Genomic DNA, 18,312 nt, shown 5'->3' with positions numbered 1-18,312 from the left:
ATGCATGTTAGAAAATACGCAAGCACAGATCACCAAACCGCCAGACGTTGGGAACGTGCCACATGATCACGACCTCAACACGCTGGCAACGAAGAACCTACTTATTGTCTCTCATAGCTACAATCATTTTGTAAAGGGGCAAGTCGACGTACTTGCGGAGTACTTTCAGGAGGTGTACGTTTTTGTACGATATAATCGCTTCGCGGACGTCTCGAAGTACCTTCCCATAGACTACGCTAAACCATATAGTAAAAATGCGAAGATAAATCAACAGGATAAACCTGAAAACGTCACAGTTGTCAGTACGCCACTACTTTATTTACCGGTGGACCTTCATCGACGGTTCCTTGGCGATCAGCACGCTAGAAAGGTGAAAAAGATAATCACTGAACTTCCTATTGAATTTGATGTTATTCATTCTCATCTCACGTGGACCGCCGGATATGTCGGTAGTGTCCTCAGACAGGAACTGGGGATACCGTTCGTTCTTACGGTGCATGAGAACCACGACCTATTTATGAAACAACTTGAATCATCAAATGATAAAATTGATCAAACATGGAAATGTGCTGATGCTATTATTCGGGTTAATCGGCAAGACCAGAACAAGCTCAAGCAGTTCAATGAGCACGTTTATTATATCCCAAATGGATTTAGCCGAGACCGCCTTCGTCGAGTTCCGCAAACCAAGGCAAAAGAGCATCTCGGAATCACACAAGAGACGAAACTCTTATTCTCACTGGGGCATCTTAAAAAGCGCAAAGGATTTCAACATCTGATCAGTGTAATGCCTGAAATTATTAATCGTGAAGATGATGTTATTTGTGCCATTGGTGGCCATGGAGGGATGCGCTCAGAACTTGAAGAGCAGATTAATAAAGCTAATCTCACCGACCATGTTCGTCTACTAGGCTATGTATCGAACGAAGAGTTGCATTATTGGATGAGTGCCTGCGACACTTTTGTCCTCCCGAGTTACAGTGAGAGTTTTGGCCTTGTTCAGTTAGAAGCCATGGCCTGCGGATCTCCAGTTGTCTCCACAATAAATGGTGGGAGTGAGGAAGTCATCACTTCTGAGGACCACGGGTTTTTGGTCGACAGTCCAGAGAACTACGACGCTCTCATAGATGCAGTAGTGCGGGCACTCCAAAAAGAGTGGGATCATGACCAAATCGAGGCACATGCGGAACAGTTCACATGGGAACGCGTTTGCGTTGATATTGCACACATATACGCTCACGTCCTTGAGGGATGATATTAGAGCTTATTTTCCTGTATTTAGGTTGGCTCTAAAAGAGGCCTATACGGTAGCCGTTTTCCTAACGAATCTCGATCATTGAATTCTTATTATAAAAAGGTCAGTTAAGAAGCAATCAAGAGACTGACCAAGACGCGCCTATTACAGTCGAGACTCACCAAATCATTGTGGATTTCTATGCAGAATGTAGACGCTTAAATCGTGCTCTCTTAGGCAGAGAGAGGCGCCTTTTGAAGTCGTGCCCCCAGAACAGTTTCAGATTCCAACTTGGTGGTCGAAATCGAGGGTAAGACCGTCGAAGTGTGGATCTATATTTAAGTCTATTAGCACGGATGGATAATTGTTCAGTTCTATTAACGAGATCGTCAAGTGGAGAGGAATGTATCAGTCTAATCCAATCATTCGGGGAGACTGCGTTCCCAATGGGATATACTGCCAGGGACAGTGGATTTCAGAAGCAGAAAGCTCCACCCTTCAGAGCTGAACAGTTCACCCTCACCGCTTTTGCGTGGTCTAGTTAGTGTATAATAAAGCCCCAACACCGAAAACAATGTGACGAGTGTCATTCGAAGTAGTCTCCGGTGAAAAGACAGTAGGATGGTGATGTTATGCAACGAAGTATTCTAAGTGGAGTGCTTTCAGTAGCAGGAACGAAGGTACTTACGCTTATCATCGGCCTCCTCACAACGCCGATCCTCTATCGGCTTTTAAAGCCAGAAGGAGTCGGTGTCTATACCACTGTCCTTTCCGTGTTCTCACTGTTCATGATATTTGTGAGTTCCGGCGTCACCGACGGTGTTCGGAAGTTTCTCGCCGAAGACCGTGATATGGACTGCTGGGAGGAGCATGTTGTCGGGTTTTACTTTCGACTGGCACTGGCGCTCTCGGTCGTTGGATCAGTCGTACTTGCGCTCTCCGCATGGGCCGGACTAGTCGAAGAAGTATTCGGTTCAGGGTTTGAGCCGTATTTCTACGTCCTTGCGATACTTGTCGTAACGGATCAGTTTCGGGCATACGGCCGGCGAACGCTAATGGGATTCGGACTAGAACGGTACTCTGAACCACTAAAAGTCCTCCAGCAGATTGCGTTCGTGGCAGTGGCGCTTCCCTTGGTGCACTTCGGCTTTGGCGTTAAGGGTGCATTGGCCGGGAAAATTGCTGCAGGAGCGGTTGTAGCAGTTGCTGGGTTGTTACTCGTCGCACGACAAGTATCGCTTAGCGGTGTTTTTCGGACGACACCCAGCAATTTCCCACGGCGAACGATGTTGACGTTCAACTCGTTATCGATTGTGCTCATTCTTCTCTTAATGTCGCTTTATCACGTGGATATCTTGATGCTTCAACTGATGTCTGGGAGTAAACAAGTCGGCTACTATCGAGCTGCACTCAAGCTCGCAGAGTTCCTGTGGTTCATTCCACTTGCACTCCAAACGGTGTTCGTCCACTCCACATCGGAGCTGTGGTCGAATGGCGAGACAGAAAAGATATCGGAACTTGCAGCTCGGACTACCCGATACACATTCTTGCTGACCGGCGTAATGGCACTCGGGTTGGCGGCGCTCGCGAATGTCGCTGTCCCTGTGTATTTCGGGCCGAAATTTATCCCAGCAATTACTCCGTTGCTCTTGCTCCTACCAGGGACACTTGGATTCGCAGTGGCGCGACCTATCCTCGCAATTTCGCAGGGAAAAGGCGATCTCAAATTCCCCATCCTTGCCACAGGAACCGCTGCTGGAATCAACCTTGTACTGAATAGTCTGCTTATCCCTCGATTCGAGACACACGGGGCAGCAATATCTACAAGTATTGGCTATGGGTCGATGTTCGTCTTTCACCTCTGGAGCGCCCGGAAAGTCGGTTTCAACCCATTATCAGATGCCCGTCTTGGGCGAGTTATTGCGACGACAATACTTTCTGCGCCGCCCATCTTTGTCCTTGCGCATCTTCTTGACCTACGACCTATCGTTTTCGGAGTTCACGTTCCACTGTCGCTCATCATCATACCACCGTTGGGGTTGGTGATCTTTCTGTTCTTCTGCTTTGCCATGGGCGCGCTTGAACTCTGTGAAGTACTTAATACGCTCTCGTCGTTCCCCAGACCGTTTGGTTCATATGCTGAAACACTCCAATCCAAAGTGAGAACAGGTACCATGTCATCCGATTCAATGCAAAAGATGATGGTCGTCGCTGGGATCCTCTTGTTCGTCTCCGGTGTCGGGTATGCGTTCCTCGACCCAGGGCTTGACGGACTCGGCGGCGGCCCTGACCCTGCACAGTCACAGAATACTACACAGTCGCTGACGAGTACGACGCCTGCTGGAGCCGTCGACAGTACGACCACGAAACAGACGACAACAGAGCCGCCAGAAAGCACGACGGAGGCCCCCGATAGTACGACGGACCCAACCTCAACAACGAGTACTACGCAACCACCAACGAGTACTACTAAGCCTCCGGCTGAGACAACAACCTCATCGACAACGACCAGCACAACACCACCAAGTACGTCGACGACCACGACGTCACCGCCAAGTACGACAACGACCACGACATCACCACCGAGTACGACGACAACCACCACTACGACAACTTCGGCCACTACAACCGCTACGACGAGTATGACCAGTACGACACCCACAACTAGCACCTCTACAACTACTGAGATTCTCCCAGGAAACAAGACGATAGGATCTCAGCAATCGACCACAGCCTCTCAGACCACCAATACGCAGCCCAGCACTACCACGGGGACACAGACTACATCAAATGGTGGTCTTCTCGGGCTCATACTCTGGGACTGGAGCTAGATCTCCACTAGTCGCTAGCACAATTCAGGTAGTAACGGGAGCGGTTGAAGAGGTTAGTCCAGGGGCTATATAAAGAGCCACCGGCAATTGCTACAGAGGGATGTCTACGAAGAAACTCACAGCAAGTGCACTCAGGGTGGGCCAGTGGATATTCTCGACGCCACCAGTTCGAAGAATCATTGACCACCTCGGCCTCCGATCTTCCTTATCGCGGGCGTATTGGGAATTGCTCTTCCGTAGCTCTGGCGGAACACATACCCAACGCATTAGCGGAACAAGTGTTACCTTTACCGCCAAAACAGCTAGTGAGTTCCGCCACTATCACACATTAGTGGACGAGCGTCCCGTGATAGCAGACTTGCTCTCACGGCTAGAACCTGCCGATGTGTTCTACGACATCGGCGGCTATATTGGAAGCTACACCTGTCTTGCCGCTGCGGCGCTTCCAGAGGGACAGGTTATCACTTTCGAACCTCGAGAGCCGAAGGCTGCTCGCATCGAAGCAAACCTTGCACGAAACAACCTGGCGGCAGATGTACGTCATGAGGCACTCTCAAACGAGTCGGGTGAGGCATCGCTCTCGGTTAATGAGGTTGCGCAACTCTCGACAACTGGAACCGAGCAGGTATCACTCAGAATTGGAGATAAATTGGTCGAGCGAGGTGACGTACCGCCACCGACAGTCGTGAAAATCGATGTTGAGGGTGCAGAGCTAGATACAATTACTGGTCTCGAAGAAACACTTTCACGACCTGACTGTCGACTCGTGTATTGTGAAGTACATCCGACATTCCTTAGTGATTACGACGCGAGCGAAGATGATGTTCGGGTAGCGTTGAGGAAGTATGGTTTTTCGGTCAAGACACTACACAACAGGGGTGCGGAATACTTCATCCGGGGCGAAAAACAGTGATCCGCCGCAAATCCAAGCTCGGGACATTCGTCCCACATTATACGTAGATTGGCATCCATGGACATATCCTAAAACGACAAATGGAAAACAATGAGGAAGTAGTAAGACAGATTAATTCATCAACCGTCGCTTAGATTAGGAGACCCTGTTTCTTCAGACTAGAGGGCGTGACGACCTTGACGTTCTTCTTCTTGATATATTTGAGGATCTTCTCGAAGTCCTTCTCCGAAATCCCATCCTTACCGCCGATTCTGTGGAACAATGGGACGGTCAGCTGTTTGTAACGCTCAGCGTAGTCGATCATCTGCTTCGTAGTGGCGAGACTGCTGTCACCGTACATACGCGAAAGGATAGTATCCTTTTTGATAACCGGGAGTGCGTTCGGAGATGCACCGAAGCTTAGCGTTAAATCGAAATGCTTCTGAGCAAGTTCAAACGTGTTCGGTCCAACGACGTTCTTCGGAACGGCCATATACTTGTGTCCCTCATAGCCATATTGTTTGAGCCAGCCCTTCGACTGCTTCATCAACTTTTCTTGCTCTTTCCGCGGTATCTTATTCATCGGCGATGCTTGAGCGTTCGGGTGGCAAATCATATCCCAGCCATTCCGAGTCATCTCACGCATCTGAGATTGTGTGAGGAAACCATCGTCGTAAATCGCCTCCGTGATGACGGCGTCAACACCTGGGAAGCCGTACTTTTGCATCTTCTTGAATGCCTTCGTGTAGTGAGACTTGAGACCATCGTCGAAGGTGAGCATCACCATCCCTTGCTTCGGTGCAGGGACGGTCTTGAGGTCATCGACGTAGAATTCAATTGGCTTGGACGAGTTGCCATCTACTGGTCGTCCAACAACGTGAATCTCATACACCGTTGAAAGATCTACAGTCTTCTGGCGCTGGGCGCTTGTGACGCCAAGGTTGACGCGTACCCATTTCCCTTTTGGACCATAGAGGGTTCGTTTCATCTCAACGATGTGGCCCTGGTCGGGCGCGTACAATTGAACAGCAATTTTTGCGAAGTCGTGTGAGGTACACTTAAACGCCAAGGAGAGGTTCTTTCCAGCCATGTTAGCTGGTTTACTGCCAAAGTTGGCGCGGAAAATTTTGCCCTCTTTCGTCTTCTTACTGCCGAGAATGTGAGCCGACTGTGATCCCTGGTACTTCTCTTTTGTACTCTTTTTTAGCGTACCTTGTTGTTCGATTGCATGCCACTGTCCGAGCTTTTCAAAGCCGTCGAATACTGTTGGGCCACTGTTTTGGGAGCCGTCTTCCGTCGTTGTTTCTTCAGTCGTTGTTTCTCCGCCACCGCCAGTGGTTGAGTTATTACTCGGTGTTGTGGAGGTCGTTCCATTACCGTCACCGCCTTTGCTGAGCGCATTACACCCAGCAAGGCCAGCCGTACCAGCTGCACCGACCGTCGTCAGGAACGTGCGTCGTGTCTGTCGTCTCATCGCTACCCTACCCAATCAGGCCTAGGTATTTCCTTATATGGCGCTTAAGGGAGATATTCAGCTAGTCACATTTGTGTAAGAACCGCACGCTGAGGACTGTTTACACCGTTTCCAACAGAGGGAAAACGGGGAGAGACTGAACTAGGCACCCGATAATTAATACGTGGGATTGATACTGGGATTCTGATGGCGCCAGACAGGCAAAATCGAAGCTTGATGAATCGTAGAACCTATCTCAAACTTACTGGAGCAATTGCCACCTCGTCCGCAGTCGTAGGCACTGCGTCAGCGGATCACTCGGGCTATGAAGATCAATATGACGAGGTCATTGACGTGACAGAGGTAGGAGCAGACAACAGCGGAAACGAGTCTGTATCACCCGTACTTGAAGAGTACGCGGCCGACAATACGCTCCTCTACTTCCCCGAAGGTCAGTACTACATGGACTCAGAGGTCCGACATACTGGCTTCACGAATTTCGGTATGGTTGGTCATAATGCGGAGCTCGTCCCTGCAAACTACAGCAATTTCGATGATGGCGGCGACAATAACTACCGCCTTTTCCGCCTCGGTGTCGAATATGACCCTGGTACGGATCTTCGTGTTGAGGGCTTCACCGTTGATCAAACGAGCGACAATACAGGAATCCGTGTTGTCGAAGCTGAGATAACCGACGGACTAATTATACGTGATATTGACGTCAATGGATATCACGATAGTGGAACGTTTGGACCGCTTCGGGCTGTTATCACTACAGAGGATGGAAGCGGTCTAGTGGAACGATTCAAGGCCCCTGATGGAGGTGCTTGGACAGGTGACGCACCAAGTGACTCTCTCTGGCGTGGCCCAACAGGCATCCTTTGTAATGAGGCGAACAAAGGAACAATGACGTTCCGCGACTGCGAGCTCGGAAGTTTCCCGGATAACGGTCTCTATGCAGCAGACGGGTCGGGATCCATCCAAATTGAAGGCGGTCGCTTTGAGAATAGCCTCGGTGCGAATGTTCGTCTTGGTGGTAACGACAGCTACATCGAGAACGCCACTATTATCGTTAGTCAGCAAGACGACAATGGCATCGCTCAGCGTGGTCTCCGTATCGAGGGAGGCGCTGGCTTCGTCGCACGGAATGTCAATTTCGAGTCGAGTATCGATAAGAGCTCTCCAATCTGGATTACAAGCAGTGCAAACGACGTAACAATCATCGACTCCACCGTTACGGTACGAACTGATGGCCCATCGCCTGCAATATCTATTCGGGGATCTGCGGGTCAAACGGAAATTAAACAAACCACAGTCGATCACGAGGCTGGAGGTGGCCCAGCCATCAAAATCAAGGAGGGTGACAAACCTGTTACCCTCGAAAACGTCACGGTCATTGGAAACGCCCCCACGGATGGTACCCGAAGCGCAATCCATAACTTCCGTAACGGTTCTGAGTTCCGAAATCTGAAAATCGATCACGGTGGTGGAGATGGCCGACGCGCACTGACAAACACGGGGAACGATGTCGTAATATCTGAAGGAGATTACGTCTCCGAGGAGAATGCGATCGTAGAGAGTGGTTCTGGCACGCTGATCGAAAGCGTCTCGGCACTCGCACGCAGTGGCAATGCAGCACTTCGGATTACAAGCGACGCCGAAAACGTCACCGTCCAAGATTCACACATTGCGAACGGTATTAACGACGAAAGTCCAGATGGATACGACGGTAGCAATAACAGTTGGGAATATGACGGTGGTGATACAAACGACGGGGACACCAGCAGTGGGTCTGATGGTGATTCCGGCAGTGACGAGAATAGCGGGAACTCCGGTGATGACTCAACTTCCGAAGGATCCGATGACGACTCAACTTCGGAGGGGTCCGATGATGAGACCAAGAAGTCAAAGCAGCCAAAAGACGATTCATCCGATGGCTCGTATTGCCCGATGAGATGAGCTGTATCGAGAGTAGGCGGTAATCTCAGTCAGCTCCACGGTTCCCACCGCTGACGCTTCGTGCCGTTAACCCTGTGATTTGATAGCCCGAATGTGGTAGGCATCAGATCGTTCGCTAAGTCGCTCAATTTCGAACCCATAGTTGCAAAGATACGCCTCAATTTCATCAGTCGAGGTTCCGTATTCTATGCTTAGGTCGTGATGGAGTTCCGCATACACGACTCGGACTTCAGAGAGAAGATCCCCAAACCCTTTGAGTACTTTGAGTTCCGCCCCTTCAACGTCGATTTTGATGATGTTCGGTAAAGGATAACGTTCTGATTCGATTAGTGTTTCCCCTCGGCAAACATCAATATCGAGCTCGCCGTGCTGAGAGAGTGCATGTCTACCTGCGCCATAGCTCTGGCCTTCAACGGCGAGTGTGCCATTTCCATTCTCGTTGGATAAAGCACATTCGGCGACAACCCACCGACCGGCTGGGACGTTCATAGAGAGATTTTGTCTGAGATGAGCCGCATTCGTCGGCATTGGCTCAAAGGCAATGACTACTCCATCTCGAAGACGTTTTCCGACAAAGCAGGTGTGAGTACCAATGTTTGCGCCAATGTCGTATACCACGTCTGACTCGCGAACATCCTCAAGTAGCGACTTAACGACGTCTCGTTCGCCAATGAGTGAAGTCACACGCTGATATTCAGTTCGAGTGTCCGCTGCAAATTCAGCCGTGTAACCGCCAACAGACACCGATGCAGACCAAAGGTGAAGTGCGAGTTTGATATTCCAATAGAGCGTCGCGAGCGTCGGCGCAATCCCAACTCGTTTGCAGAAAGTCCATAAGCGACTTCGAGCAGCCTGTCGCTCTAGATTCGGCATACGAAAACCACGGAGAGCAAGCATAAATATATGGTACGGATAACTGCTTGCATTTTAGCTGGAGAAATCGGCTTAGCAGAACCCTAATGATGCTACTTATGAGTATATATTAGAGTAACAACAATCCGTATATCCATGGTACAAGAGATATAACCATGGTATTGACGGATCAAACATTTCTATTGGATAATGAGGTTTCAAATTGTCTGCTATTGAGGCTAAGAGAAAACCACCCCCTGCGACCTTCTAAGTAAACAATAGAAAAACAAGAGACAATCACTTGTATCAAAGGGGTCTAATGCTAAACCGTAAATGAGAAAATCCGCTCTCACCATGGCGCAGGATGATAACAGTGGGACGAGTTCATGAGTGGCCGCTTGCTGGTTTCGTTATTTCAATTTGCGCTGTGGGTTTCATTCGCTCTATTATTGTAACAACCAGGGTGAGTGTCAGATAATGAAATTCTAATATCGCCACCTAGGTCCATCTTGGAAAGCTCATATCATCAAAGGCGTGACCGTTTTCCCAGTGACACCAGTCTACGGCATTGGCAGTACAGATGTAAATATCGTCAGCAATGCTCTTTCGCCCTCAATGCGTTCTCAACATTTCTCGACCCTCGTTTCGTTGACGGTAGTTACTAGCAGTTTCTCGGTAGTATCTCTTATCTACCCACCGTCACGATTTAATACATGCGGTTATATTATTTGTTAATGGTAGTGTATTTATTGATTGGATTTCGAAATCCACCTTCTTAGTCACCACCGCCATTCGTCACCTACAACGGGAGTGATCGCTTGTTGTAGAACTGGGGTACTACAATATTTGAGAATATTTTCGAAACTATCGTCGATGGTGTTGGAAAGGAAGAAGTGTTTTTGCCCCCCCTAATCACAATCTTCCTGATGTTATACTGTGTATAGTTAACCACCTGAGACACTATCGAAGAATTAGAGCTGACCGTGACACGAGTGCGAGAAGGAGAGGAAGATAAGGGACAATCGTTCACCGTGACACGGGACGATAACCGAATGGTAGAATGGACGAGGTAGAACGATGAATAAGGAAATATTCGGCGTCTTTGGTGACCGAGATGAATTCACGCGGTTCCGCGTCGAACGGGAGTTCGATACAGTTGTTTCGAACGATGTAGCAACTGTTGGAATTCGAGATACCGGGCTCGGAATCCCTGGACGAAGCGCCTCTTACTCAGGAGACCTTGGGTCGTGCATCATCTGGGGAGAAGCGTATCCGAATAAGCGTGGTTGGTCAGAGCCAGCCCGATGGCTACTTGAACAGTACGTAGAGAAAGGGAGAGATGCGATTCAGGCGCTAAATGGGTCTTACCTTGCGTTTATTGAACACGAGGGTGATGCGGTGGTTCTCACGGATCCCATTCGTTCATGGGAGTGCTTCTACACGGACGAACCGGGTGTTCGTGTATTCGGGTCGGATGCAGCAGAAATCGCACGAACCATTGAGAATCCAACGATGCGCCGGCAGTCCGTTGGCGAATTCCTTCACATGGGTGTCGTTCTCGGGAACAAAACGCTGTTCCACGAACTCCATCGCACTCCATTCGATGGCTATCTAACAGCCCGTGAAGCCGGGGAACTTGATCGGTTTGTCTATGATGAACAAGAAATGGACTATTCGAGTGAACTCGCTGATCGGATGCAGCGAGCGATTCAGCGGCGCGCGCGCCAGCCTGGAAAAAAGGGACTACTCCTATCTGCAGGCTATGACTCGCGGACATTGCTATCACAGTTCCCCGAGATAGAGCATTGTTACACAGTCGGGATGCCCGATGCACAGGAGGTAAAAGTCGCTCGGCGATTGGCTAAGCAGTACAACGTCGACCACACGACGCTAGTGACGAATGATCGCTATATCATGCCCGGCGAGCAAAAAGTTCGTGATACAAATGGGATCAAGGAGTCGATCCATATCCACCATGCCGGTTACAATAATGAGATTCAGGTGGACACGATGTATCATGGACTCCTCTTTGATACACTTCTACGTGGATTTGGGCAGAAGAGAAGTGAACTCAAGCTATTCGGAAAGGATATTCCGTTAAAACAACTCGAAGACGATCCTGACCCTGTCAAAGCGTCTTTCGATAACTTCGGCTACTTACCAGACGAAAGCCGAAAAGTAGCCGAACAGTATACTTCTGATCCGAATGCAGCAGAAGCCTTTGTCAGTGAAGCCATCGCTACTGAATTCGAGCGATGCTGGAAACGCACTGACTCTGTACAAAACGCCCTGTCGCTGTTCAGCATCAGTAATCAGCCGACTATCCCGTTCCGCACTCACCTCGCAGATAACTACCTCGAATCATTCATTGCAGCAGACACAGAGCTATTAGAGTGGCATCTCCAGACACCACCCAAGTACCGGACAACGGCAACATTCATCCGTGCCATCAAGCAACTAGACGCAGATTTATTCCGCCATCGGCCACCAGACCGTCCATATACCTCAATGTTACTTTCGGAAATGGAGCGATTCGCGCGCCGAAAATTACCGTTTGTCAGAAAATTTGAATCGGCGTGGCCTGACCGCCAGCAGGTGTATGACCGATACAACCTCGACCAACGCTTGTTCCCAGAACATGAGACGATCCATGAGCTACCGTCACGGCACAAGCTCCGTATCAACGACATGGTCGGCTGGGTCGCCCAGTGCTCTGAGACAGCAGTCAACCCAACAGACGTCCTCTACATGCCTGCAGAAGCACGCCGAGCCGATGATGTTCGGTCAGAGAATTGATTAGGGGCCGTATAATAAAACCTCCACCATACCACTCTGAGCACAATGAGTACGAATAGCCGCTGGTGGTTTGTAGACCTCGTAGTGGCACTTGCGTTGACCATTGGCAGTGGTTTTGCGGCGTTTATTGGACTTAGTGGTCGAGTACGCGTCTTATTCATGCTTCCGCTTGTTGTTTTCCTCCCAGGCTACGTTCTCATTTCAGCAATGTTTCCTGGTGGCGGTGAGGACGGAGACCGACAATTTGGAATTCTTGATACTGACTCAACGTACGCATTGGGCGGACCTGAACGGATTGGGCTCGCTGTCGCACTGAGCGTCGGTATTGTTCCTATGATCGCGGCAGTTGCCAGCTTTACACCGTGGGGAGTGACACTGCGCCCGATTCTAATCGGTGTCATTAGTTTCACTGCAATTTTCACATTGGTCGCGCTAGTGCGCCGAATACGTGTTCCCGCAGAACATCGGTACTCGCCAGGGGTTCCGGGACTCTTGTTCAGTCCAGGACGACGGGGAGATTCAGATATGACCGCTATGTTGAATATTGGGATTGTTATCAGCTTCCTGCTTGTCGCGTCGAGTGTCGGCTTTGCGGTCTTTCACCCACCGCAAGGAAAACAATTCACAGAATTCTATGTAGATACAAATAATATAAGTAGTGATACGAATACCCTATACCAGACAGACCTCAGTGGAGAAGGAGTGACTGTACACGTCGGTAACCGTGAGGGAGAACGCGTACAGTATACCGTGGTCGCTGTTCTACAACGCGTCGAGAATGGGAATACTGTTGAACAGACAAAGTTCGCCGAGAACCAAATAGCGGTCAATGAGGGCCAAACTAAGCAGGTGACACTCACCGGTGACCCGTCTATCACTGGCGATAACGTCCGACTCCAACTTAGGCTTTATAAAGGCGATCCGTCCGGAAATCCCTATCGTACGATCCGACTGTGGTTGTCAACTCAGAACGCTCCAACTCAAAATCAGACAACCGAAAGTGACGAGCAAGGGTTGACCACCGATGGGCAGACCACCGAGCCGGCACAAACCTCTACCCTATCTACTTCGACTACGACGCCTCCTTCAACTACAACGCCTCCTTCAACTACGACTACCACAACGTCGGCAGGTCCGACATCAATTACCGCAACAACAGGCACAACTCAAAGTACGACTACAGGCTTTGGAACGACCACCCAACCTAGTAACACTACTGCTGGCTTCGGAACGACAACTCAGTCAGGTCGTACGACAACGACTGATGACGGGTTTTTCGATCGCGATGAGAGTCATCTAAATAACCGCACATAACGTGGCCGTGGGAGCATCTCGCATTCGGGTACCTGTATTACTCTCTAACGGTGAATCTTAGGCGTCGAACGCCGCCAGGTAAAAAGGAAGTATTTATCTAAGGTTCGTCACTCTCTTACCCGACCTTATAGTAGTTTGTAATGTATACCCGCGTCTTTAGGCGCGAGTCGAACGGTAGACCCGGCCGACTACCCGCCGTCGGTTGCGAGGCCGGATATCCCACGACGGTACGTTTAAGCGTCTGTACTTCGTGTTTCGACGTGCTACTCCGATGGAGAGAGTCATACCAGAGAGCACACGTATGCCGATGATTCGGTCGGAGATGGGGCCTGCGTGATTGGGCCATAGCCCTATCATGGGAGTCAAACCGAGAGATTCCCCCGGTGTGTCGCCGGTTCCCTCCGAGTGCGGGTTAGAACCTCAAAGGCTATTGGCCGATATCCCATGGTGGGATGCCACGCCGTGAACGGCGTGGAGGAGGTCACAAGCCGCTATCGTAGTCGTATAGGCACTTCTTCACTGGATACTCGGTCACTCATTCCAAATTTATCATACCTAATGTATTGGCGATTGTCATAGCACTTGTGTGGTGGCGACATTCCCTTCACTACGCCACTACACCTGGAGTCGGCTACATCTCTCATCTCATTGGCGACATCATCTCTCCATTTATCCTGGGCGAGAGATTAAAGCCAGAGGTTGTATTGTAGCCAGTTGTCCATCTTCCAACATCTGAATAGCATTACGGTCTTGTCGGCCAATTCCTGCTTTATTTCTCCGAATGATAGACGATGCAAGGCTGCAGCCACTTGTCGTATTCGAGATCATCTTCATGTTCGTTGTGTTCCTCCGCTGGTTATACAATGGGATATCAGGAATACTAATGTCAAGCAGACGAAAGTAGTAGAAGAAGATGATAGGACTAATCATAATTATCGAAATGAGCAGTGTAAGCAAGTAACACGTTAGTTTTGTCCCAGAGTGATTAAACACTACATAATGAAGGGCGCAGAAATCAACTGGGAACTATGGAGGCTGTTGTTTTAGCTGGCGGATACGCGACTCGCTTGTGGCCAATTACGAAACATCGACCGAAGATGTTCCTGCCGATCGGGGAGACCACGGTCATCGACCGAATCTTCGCCGATTTGGAAGCTGACGATCGTATTGACACCGTCTACGTCAGCACCAACGAGCGCTTCGCCGAGGACTTCGAAACCCACCTCGCCGAGAGCCGATTCGAGAAACCGCAGGTGAGCGTGGAGGACACTTCCGAAGAAGATGAGAAATTTGGAGTCGTCGGGGCACTCGCCCAGCTCGTCGATCGTGAAGAGGTCGACGACGACCTCGTCGTTATCGCGGGCGACAATCTCATTAGCTTCGACGTGAGCGACTTCGTCGACTTCTTCGAAACCAAGAAGTCTCCAATCCTCGCCGCCTATGACGTGGAGAGCAGGGAACAAGCAAAATCTTATGGACTCGTCACCCTCGACGGTGATCGTGTCGTGGACTTCCAGGAGAAACCTGAAGATCCGAAGTCCACACTCGTTTCAATCGCCTGCTACGCATTCACTCGAGACACGCTTCCTGCGCTCACCAACTATCTGAACGGGGACAACAACCCCGACGAGCCAGGGTGGTTCGTCCAGTGGCTCCAGTCGCGCCGTGATGTGTATGCATACACATTCGAAGAGGCGTGGTTCGATATCGGCACACCGGAGAGCTACCTCGATGCGGTCGCGTGGTACCTCAATGGCGACTCTTACGTCGCCGAGTCGGCCACGCTAAAGGATGCGACCGTCGGCGGGAACGTCCATGTGATGGACAATGTGACGCTTCAAAACGCGGACCTCAATAAGACCGTCGTGTTCGAGGATGCGATGGTGCGGGACTGCGAGGTATGCGAATCCATCATCGATGAGGAGACACATATCGAAAGCATGGATCTAGCCGGTGCGGTCATCGGCGCGCACACCCGAATAGACTGATAACCAAGCGAATCTGGCTACCAGTATCGCCTACTGATACTGCTCGCAAACCTGACGGACGCCATCTTTGAAATTGATTTTTGGTTTCCATCCAGTGGCATTTTTGAACTTCGTCACATCGGCTTTCGTGTCGTGGACGTACACGTCCTCTGAGATGGGGTTCTCGACGTAGGTAGGTTCTACGTTAGTGCCGAGTTCGCGGTTGATGTATTCGACGACCGTGTCGAAATCGTAACTCGTGCCGGTGCCGAGGTTGTAGATGCCCGTCAGTTCGTTCTCTGCAGCGAGTTCGAGGCCACGAACGATGTCGGAGACATGGGTGAAATCACGGGTCTGGCTCCCGTCGCCGTAAATTTCCGGCGATTTACCGTTGGCAATCTCATCGGCAAACTGCGCGATGATGTTGGCGAATTCCCCCTTGTGCTCTTCTGCACCACCGTAGCCTTGATACACCGAGAAAAACCGCATTCCAGCTACGTTCATGTCGTAGTGGTTGGCGAAGTACTCGCCGTAGCGTTCACGGGAAAGCTTCGACGCTTCGTACCCCGTTCGGGCTTTCACATCCATATACTCTGGTGATGGCTCTGTACGGCTACCATAGATGGAGGATGTGGAGGCGTAGACGATAGTGTCACAGTCATCGTTGCGGGCCTGTTCAACGGTGTTAACAAAGCCTTCGACGTTCACCCTCGCACCTTTTGTGGGATTCTCCTCATGCATCTTATACGAGGAGAGCGCTGCAAGGTGAAAGACCACGTCAACGTCCGTGGGGAGGTCATCTTCAAGAACGCTCTGCTCATGGAATTCGACGGTCTCATCTAGGTTCTCGGGTGTTCCAAGATAGCCATCGTCGATGGCAATAACCTCGTTTTTTTCGGCAAGGTGGTTAGCTAGATTCGATCCAATGAACCCTGCGCCGCCGGTCACAAGTGCGCGCTTTTCCTGCATACCCCAAAGTCCACAGGGGCACGAGAAAAGGATTCCCCTCTACACCGACCGATTCGCACACATAGTGACATCACCGTTCGTATATAGAATACTTTGACCGGGACGGCAAATCCGTTCACGCGAGACGGTTCGCCGAACCGGAACGCTCGCATTCTCGCTCTTATCGACGAGTCGGAACTGCGGCGCACCCGTGGATTGATACTCACGATAGACGGTGATCGGATGGTTGGTCGGCCCGCCATGCACTGAGAGATTGGCTGCGTCTGCGGGATATGCCCCTGTTCTGACAAACACTGTCTGATAGGGGTGATCTGTTCGCAGCACCTGGTTTGGATAGATATTCGCAGAGTCCGGCGATCCGGTCATGTTCGCAATGGTGTGGACAGCAGCCATCTCTGGTTCAGTGTAGGACAATCGTTCTTGTTCGCTTGGGAAAACGGGGCTGTCGATAGCACCGTGACTCGACATCACCATCACACTTGGGTAAAGACAAGCCACGACGACCAAAGTAGCGACGATGATTCGTCGATCAAGGTTGTGGACGAGATAGCCCACACCGATCGCAGCGAGGATCACCATCGGTGCGTAGAGGAACGCAAACCATCGCTGCGGGATGAAGTTCCGAATACCGAACAGCGGGAGGCCAAGCGTGAAAACCGTCATTACGACGGTCGCAAAGAGCAACGTGAATACTGAGTGTGAGATGCGCTTTCGCCGCAGGACGTATAGACAGCCGACAACAGTCAGCCCGAACAGTATCAGGAAGCCCATCACGTCAATATACGACGCTACAGTCTCAATGAACGTCGATGGAGGGAGTTTGATCGCCTCAGAGTTCTTGGAGACGATATTCAGAAATCCGAAGCTCTCTCTCATCGTCTGGGCAAGATATGATATTACAGTCTCGAGGAATGAATTGCCGTTGTACGGCGTGAACGACCACATGAATGTGATGAGACCCATGTCGAATGCAAGTAGTCCTGCGAGGTTCACTGGCTCCATCTTCCGGTAGACGCCAGGTCTGCGAGCCGTCGTTTGGAAGAAACCGAGTTTGAGAACAAATTGTGCAAGCAGTCCCGAAAAGAGGACGACGAGCATGATGAATGTCGAGACTTGGTGGGTCAGTATGATGGCAATGGAGAGGAACACGAGTAGACTGAAGTCTCGTGCGTTATATTCCAACTGCATGATTCGTAGGAGAGCATAGATGATAGCAAGGAAGAACAACAACCCGTGGCTCGTCGGTATAAGGTGGATACCCCACTCAATGACATAGTCGCCGATCGAGTAAAGCATCGCCGCAAACACCGCCCACCGCGCCGGTACGAGGAGCTTCGTCGCACCGTAGATAAATAGGATAATCGCTGGCATGGCAACACCAATGGAGAGATAGAGTGCATTACGGATTGATACATCATAGAGCATCGCTGACGATGCAACTAGCAGGTGGTACAGTGGTGCGGCAATGTGCTTGTTCCCCTGCATGGCCGAAAGCGAATGCTGGTTCAAGACGCCCTGCGCCAATTGTGTGATGTGCGTCCAGATATCAATACCGATGTATGACGGTGTAGTGTACACCGCCATGAACCGGACGACGACCGCCAGCACAAGTATTTGTGCGAGCAGAAGTGCCGGCAGGAAATCCTCGTCATCGGTAAACAGTATCTGGAGCATGATGAACGTCCCCGTAATGCCCGTAAGGAGGTGGAAAAGCACGGAACGCTCTCCTGAGTAGAGCGCGACGGCGACCATCACCGCCACCGTCAGGAAGACGGCGCTCGGAAGGATCTGTGCCACCGGGCGCGAGAAAGATGGGAACATCTCCATTGTCTCACGGTCATTGCGAACCGCGAGGAGATAGAGTGCACAGGCTAATCCAAGAACGATAGGAATCGTCTTGATGTACACCTGGGAGGCGAAAAATCGCAGTGGGAATAAGCAGAGTGCAATGATGAAGCCGACGGTAGCGGCGTCAACGTCGAGTCGTCGTTGTTTTAACCAATTAGACATCTGTCCGAACATGGGTTATCGTCGTCCTCCGTCGA

At 50.6% G+C, this 18,312-nt stretch carries 11 protein-coding genes; 7 read left to right on the top strand and 4 right to left on the bottom strand.

The genetic code is table 11. The annotated features are described in order from the left end of the window. Positions 1 to 4: 4 nt before the first annotated feature. The 3 genes from LIX00_RS24820 (at position 5) to LIX00_RS24810 (ending at position 4,978) form a co-directional block, all read left to right on the top strand. Positions 5 to 1,255, top strand: a complete 1,251-nt coding sequence (locus tag LIX00_RS24820) for a glycosyltransferase (RefSeq protein WP_227357622.1) — start codon at positions 5 to 7, stop codon at positions 1,253 to 1,255. A 611-nt stretch (positions 1,256 to 1,866) separates the two neighbouring features. After that, entirely contained in the window at positions 1,867 to 4,065 is a 2,199-nt protein-coding gene (locus tag LIX00_RS24815) for an oligosaccharide flippase family protein (protein ID WP_368410796.1), read from the top strand. A 346-nt stretch (positions 4,066 to 4,411) separates the two neighbouring features. Beyond that, positions 4,412 to 4,978 (top strand): FkbM family methyltransferase, encoded by a 567-nt coding sequence (locus LIX00_RS24810; RefSeq protein ID WP_227357621.1) that lies wholly within the window; start codon positions 4,412 to 4,414, stop codon positions 4,976 to 4,978. 130 nt (positions 4,979 to 5,108) lie between these two features. Here the strand turns inward: LIX00_RS24810 and LIX00_RS24805 are convergent, their stop codons facing one another. Then, entirely contained in the window at positions 5,109 to 6,431 is a 1,323-nt protein-coding gene (locus LIX00_RS24805; RefSeq protein WP_227357620.1) for a polysaccharide deacetylase family protein, read from the bottom strand. Between the two features lie 333 nt (positions 6,432 to 6,764). On the opposite strand from LIX00_RS24805, the gene LIX00_RS24800 reads away from it, so the two are divergent. Beyond that, on the top strand, positions 6,765 to 8,369 hold the full coding sequence (locus tag LIX00_RS24800) for a hypothetical protein (RefSeq protein WP_227357619.1): 1,605 nt from the start codon (positions 6,765 to 6,767) through the stop codon (positions 8,367 to 8,369). Positions 8,370 to 8,435: 66 nt separating this feature from the next. On the opposite strand, the gene LIX00_RS24795 is transcribed toward LIX00_RS24800, so the two are convergent. Further along, the gene (locus LIX00_RS24795; RefSeq protein ID WP_227357618.1) at positions 8,436 to 9,242 is read right to left on the bottom strand and encodes an FkbM family methyltransferase; all 807 of its coding nucleotides are present in this window, start codon (positions 9,240 to 9,242) and stop codon (positions 8,436 to 8,438) included. A gap of 1,056 nt (positions 9,243 to 10,298) precedes the next feature. On the opposite strand from LIX00_RS24795, the gene LIX00_RS24790 reads away from it, so the two are divergent. From LIX00_RS24790 to LIX00_RS24780, 3 genes are all read left to right on the top strand, one after another. After that, a complete protein-coding gene (locus tag LIX00_RS24790; protein ID WP_227357617.1) occupies positions 10,299 to 12,017 on the top strand; it encodes an asparagine synthase-related protein in 1,719 nt (572 codons plus the stop codon). Between the two features lie 45 nt (positions 12,018 to 12,062). Further along, the gene (locus tag LIX00_RS24785; protein ID WP_227357616.1) at positions 12,063 to 13,331 is read left to right on the top strand and encodes a DUF1616 domain-containing protein; all 1,269 of its coding nucleotides are present in this window, start codon (positions 12,063 to 12,065) and stop codon (positions 13,329 to 13,331) included. A gap of 1,028 nt (positions 13,332 to 14,359) precedes the next feature. Beyond that, complete coding sequence (locus LIX00_RS24780; RefSeq protein WP_227357615.1) at positions 14,360 to 15,319, top strand: nucleotidyltransferase family protein; 960 nt, start codon at positions 14,360 to 14,362, stop codon at positions 15,317 to 15,319. Positions 15,320 to 15,349: 30 nt separating this feature from the next. Here the strand turns inward: LIX00_RS24780 and LIX00_RS24775 are convergent, their stop codons facing one another. Both LIX00_RS24775 and LIX00_RS24770 read right to left on the bottom strand, forming a co-directional pair. Further along, positions 15,350 to 16,267 carry an NAD-dependent epimerase/dehydratase family protein gene (locus LIX00_RS24775; protein ID WP_227357614.1) on the bottom strand — a complete coding sequence of 306 codons (918 nt, stop codon included), beginning with the start codon at positions 16,265 to 16,267 and terminating at the stop codon, positions 15,350 to 15,352. Between the two features lie 39 nt (positions 16,268 to 16,306). Then, entirely contained in the window at positions 16,307 to 18,289 is a 1,983-nt protein-coding gene (locus LIX00_RS24770) for a hypothetical protein (RefSeq protein WP_227357613.1), read from the bottom strand. Positions 18,290 to 18,312 lie beyond the last annotated feature (23 nt).

It is taken from the genome of Haladaptatus salinisoli, assembly GCF_020614375.1.
Classification (GTDB): domain Archaea; phylum Halobacteriota; class Halobacteria; order Halobacteriales; family Haladaptataceae; genus Haladaptatus; species Haladaptatus salinisoli.
Note: the sequence above shows the minus strand (reverse complement) of the source record. Positions and strands in the feature narration are given on the sequence as shown.

Coding starts and splice junctions, on each gene's coding strand:
- LIX00_RS24775 (WP_227357614.1), bottom strand. CDS start 16,267: ATGCAGGAAAAGCGCGCACTTGTGACCGGCGGCGCAGGGTTCATTGGA.
- LIX00_RS24770 (WP_227357613.1), bottom strand. CDS start 18,289: ATGTTCGGACAGATGTCTAATTGGTTAAAACAACGACGACTCGACGTT.
- LIX00_RS24780 (WP_227357615.1), top strand. CDS start 14,360: ATGGAGGCTGTTGTTTTAGCTGGCGGATACGCGACTCGCTTGTGGCCA.
- LIX00_RS24805 (WP_227357620.1), bottom strand. CDS start 6,431: ATGAGACGACAGACACGACGCACGTTCCTGACGACGGTCGGTGCAGCT.
- LIX00_RS24795 (WP_227357618.1), bottom strand. CDS start 9,242: ATGCCGAATCTAGAGCGACAGGCTGCTCGAAGTCGCTTATGGACTTTC.
- LIX00_RS24785 (WP_227357616.1), top strand. CDS start 12,063: ATGAGTACGAATAGCCGCTGGTGGTTTGTAGACCTCGTAGTGGCACTT.
- LIX00_RS24820 (WP_227357622.1), top strand. CDS start 5: ATGTTAGAAAATACGCAAGCACAGATCACCAAACCGCCAGACGTTGGG.
- LIX00_RS24815 (WP_368410796.1), top strand. CDS start 1,867: ATGCAACGAAGTATTCTAAGTGGAGTGCTTTCAGTAGCAGGAACGAAG.
- LIX00_RS24790 (WP_227357617.1), top strand. CDS start 10,299: ATGAATAAGGAAATATTCGGCGTCTTTGGTGACCGAGATGAATTCACG.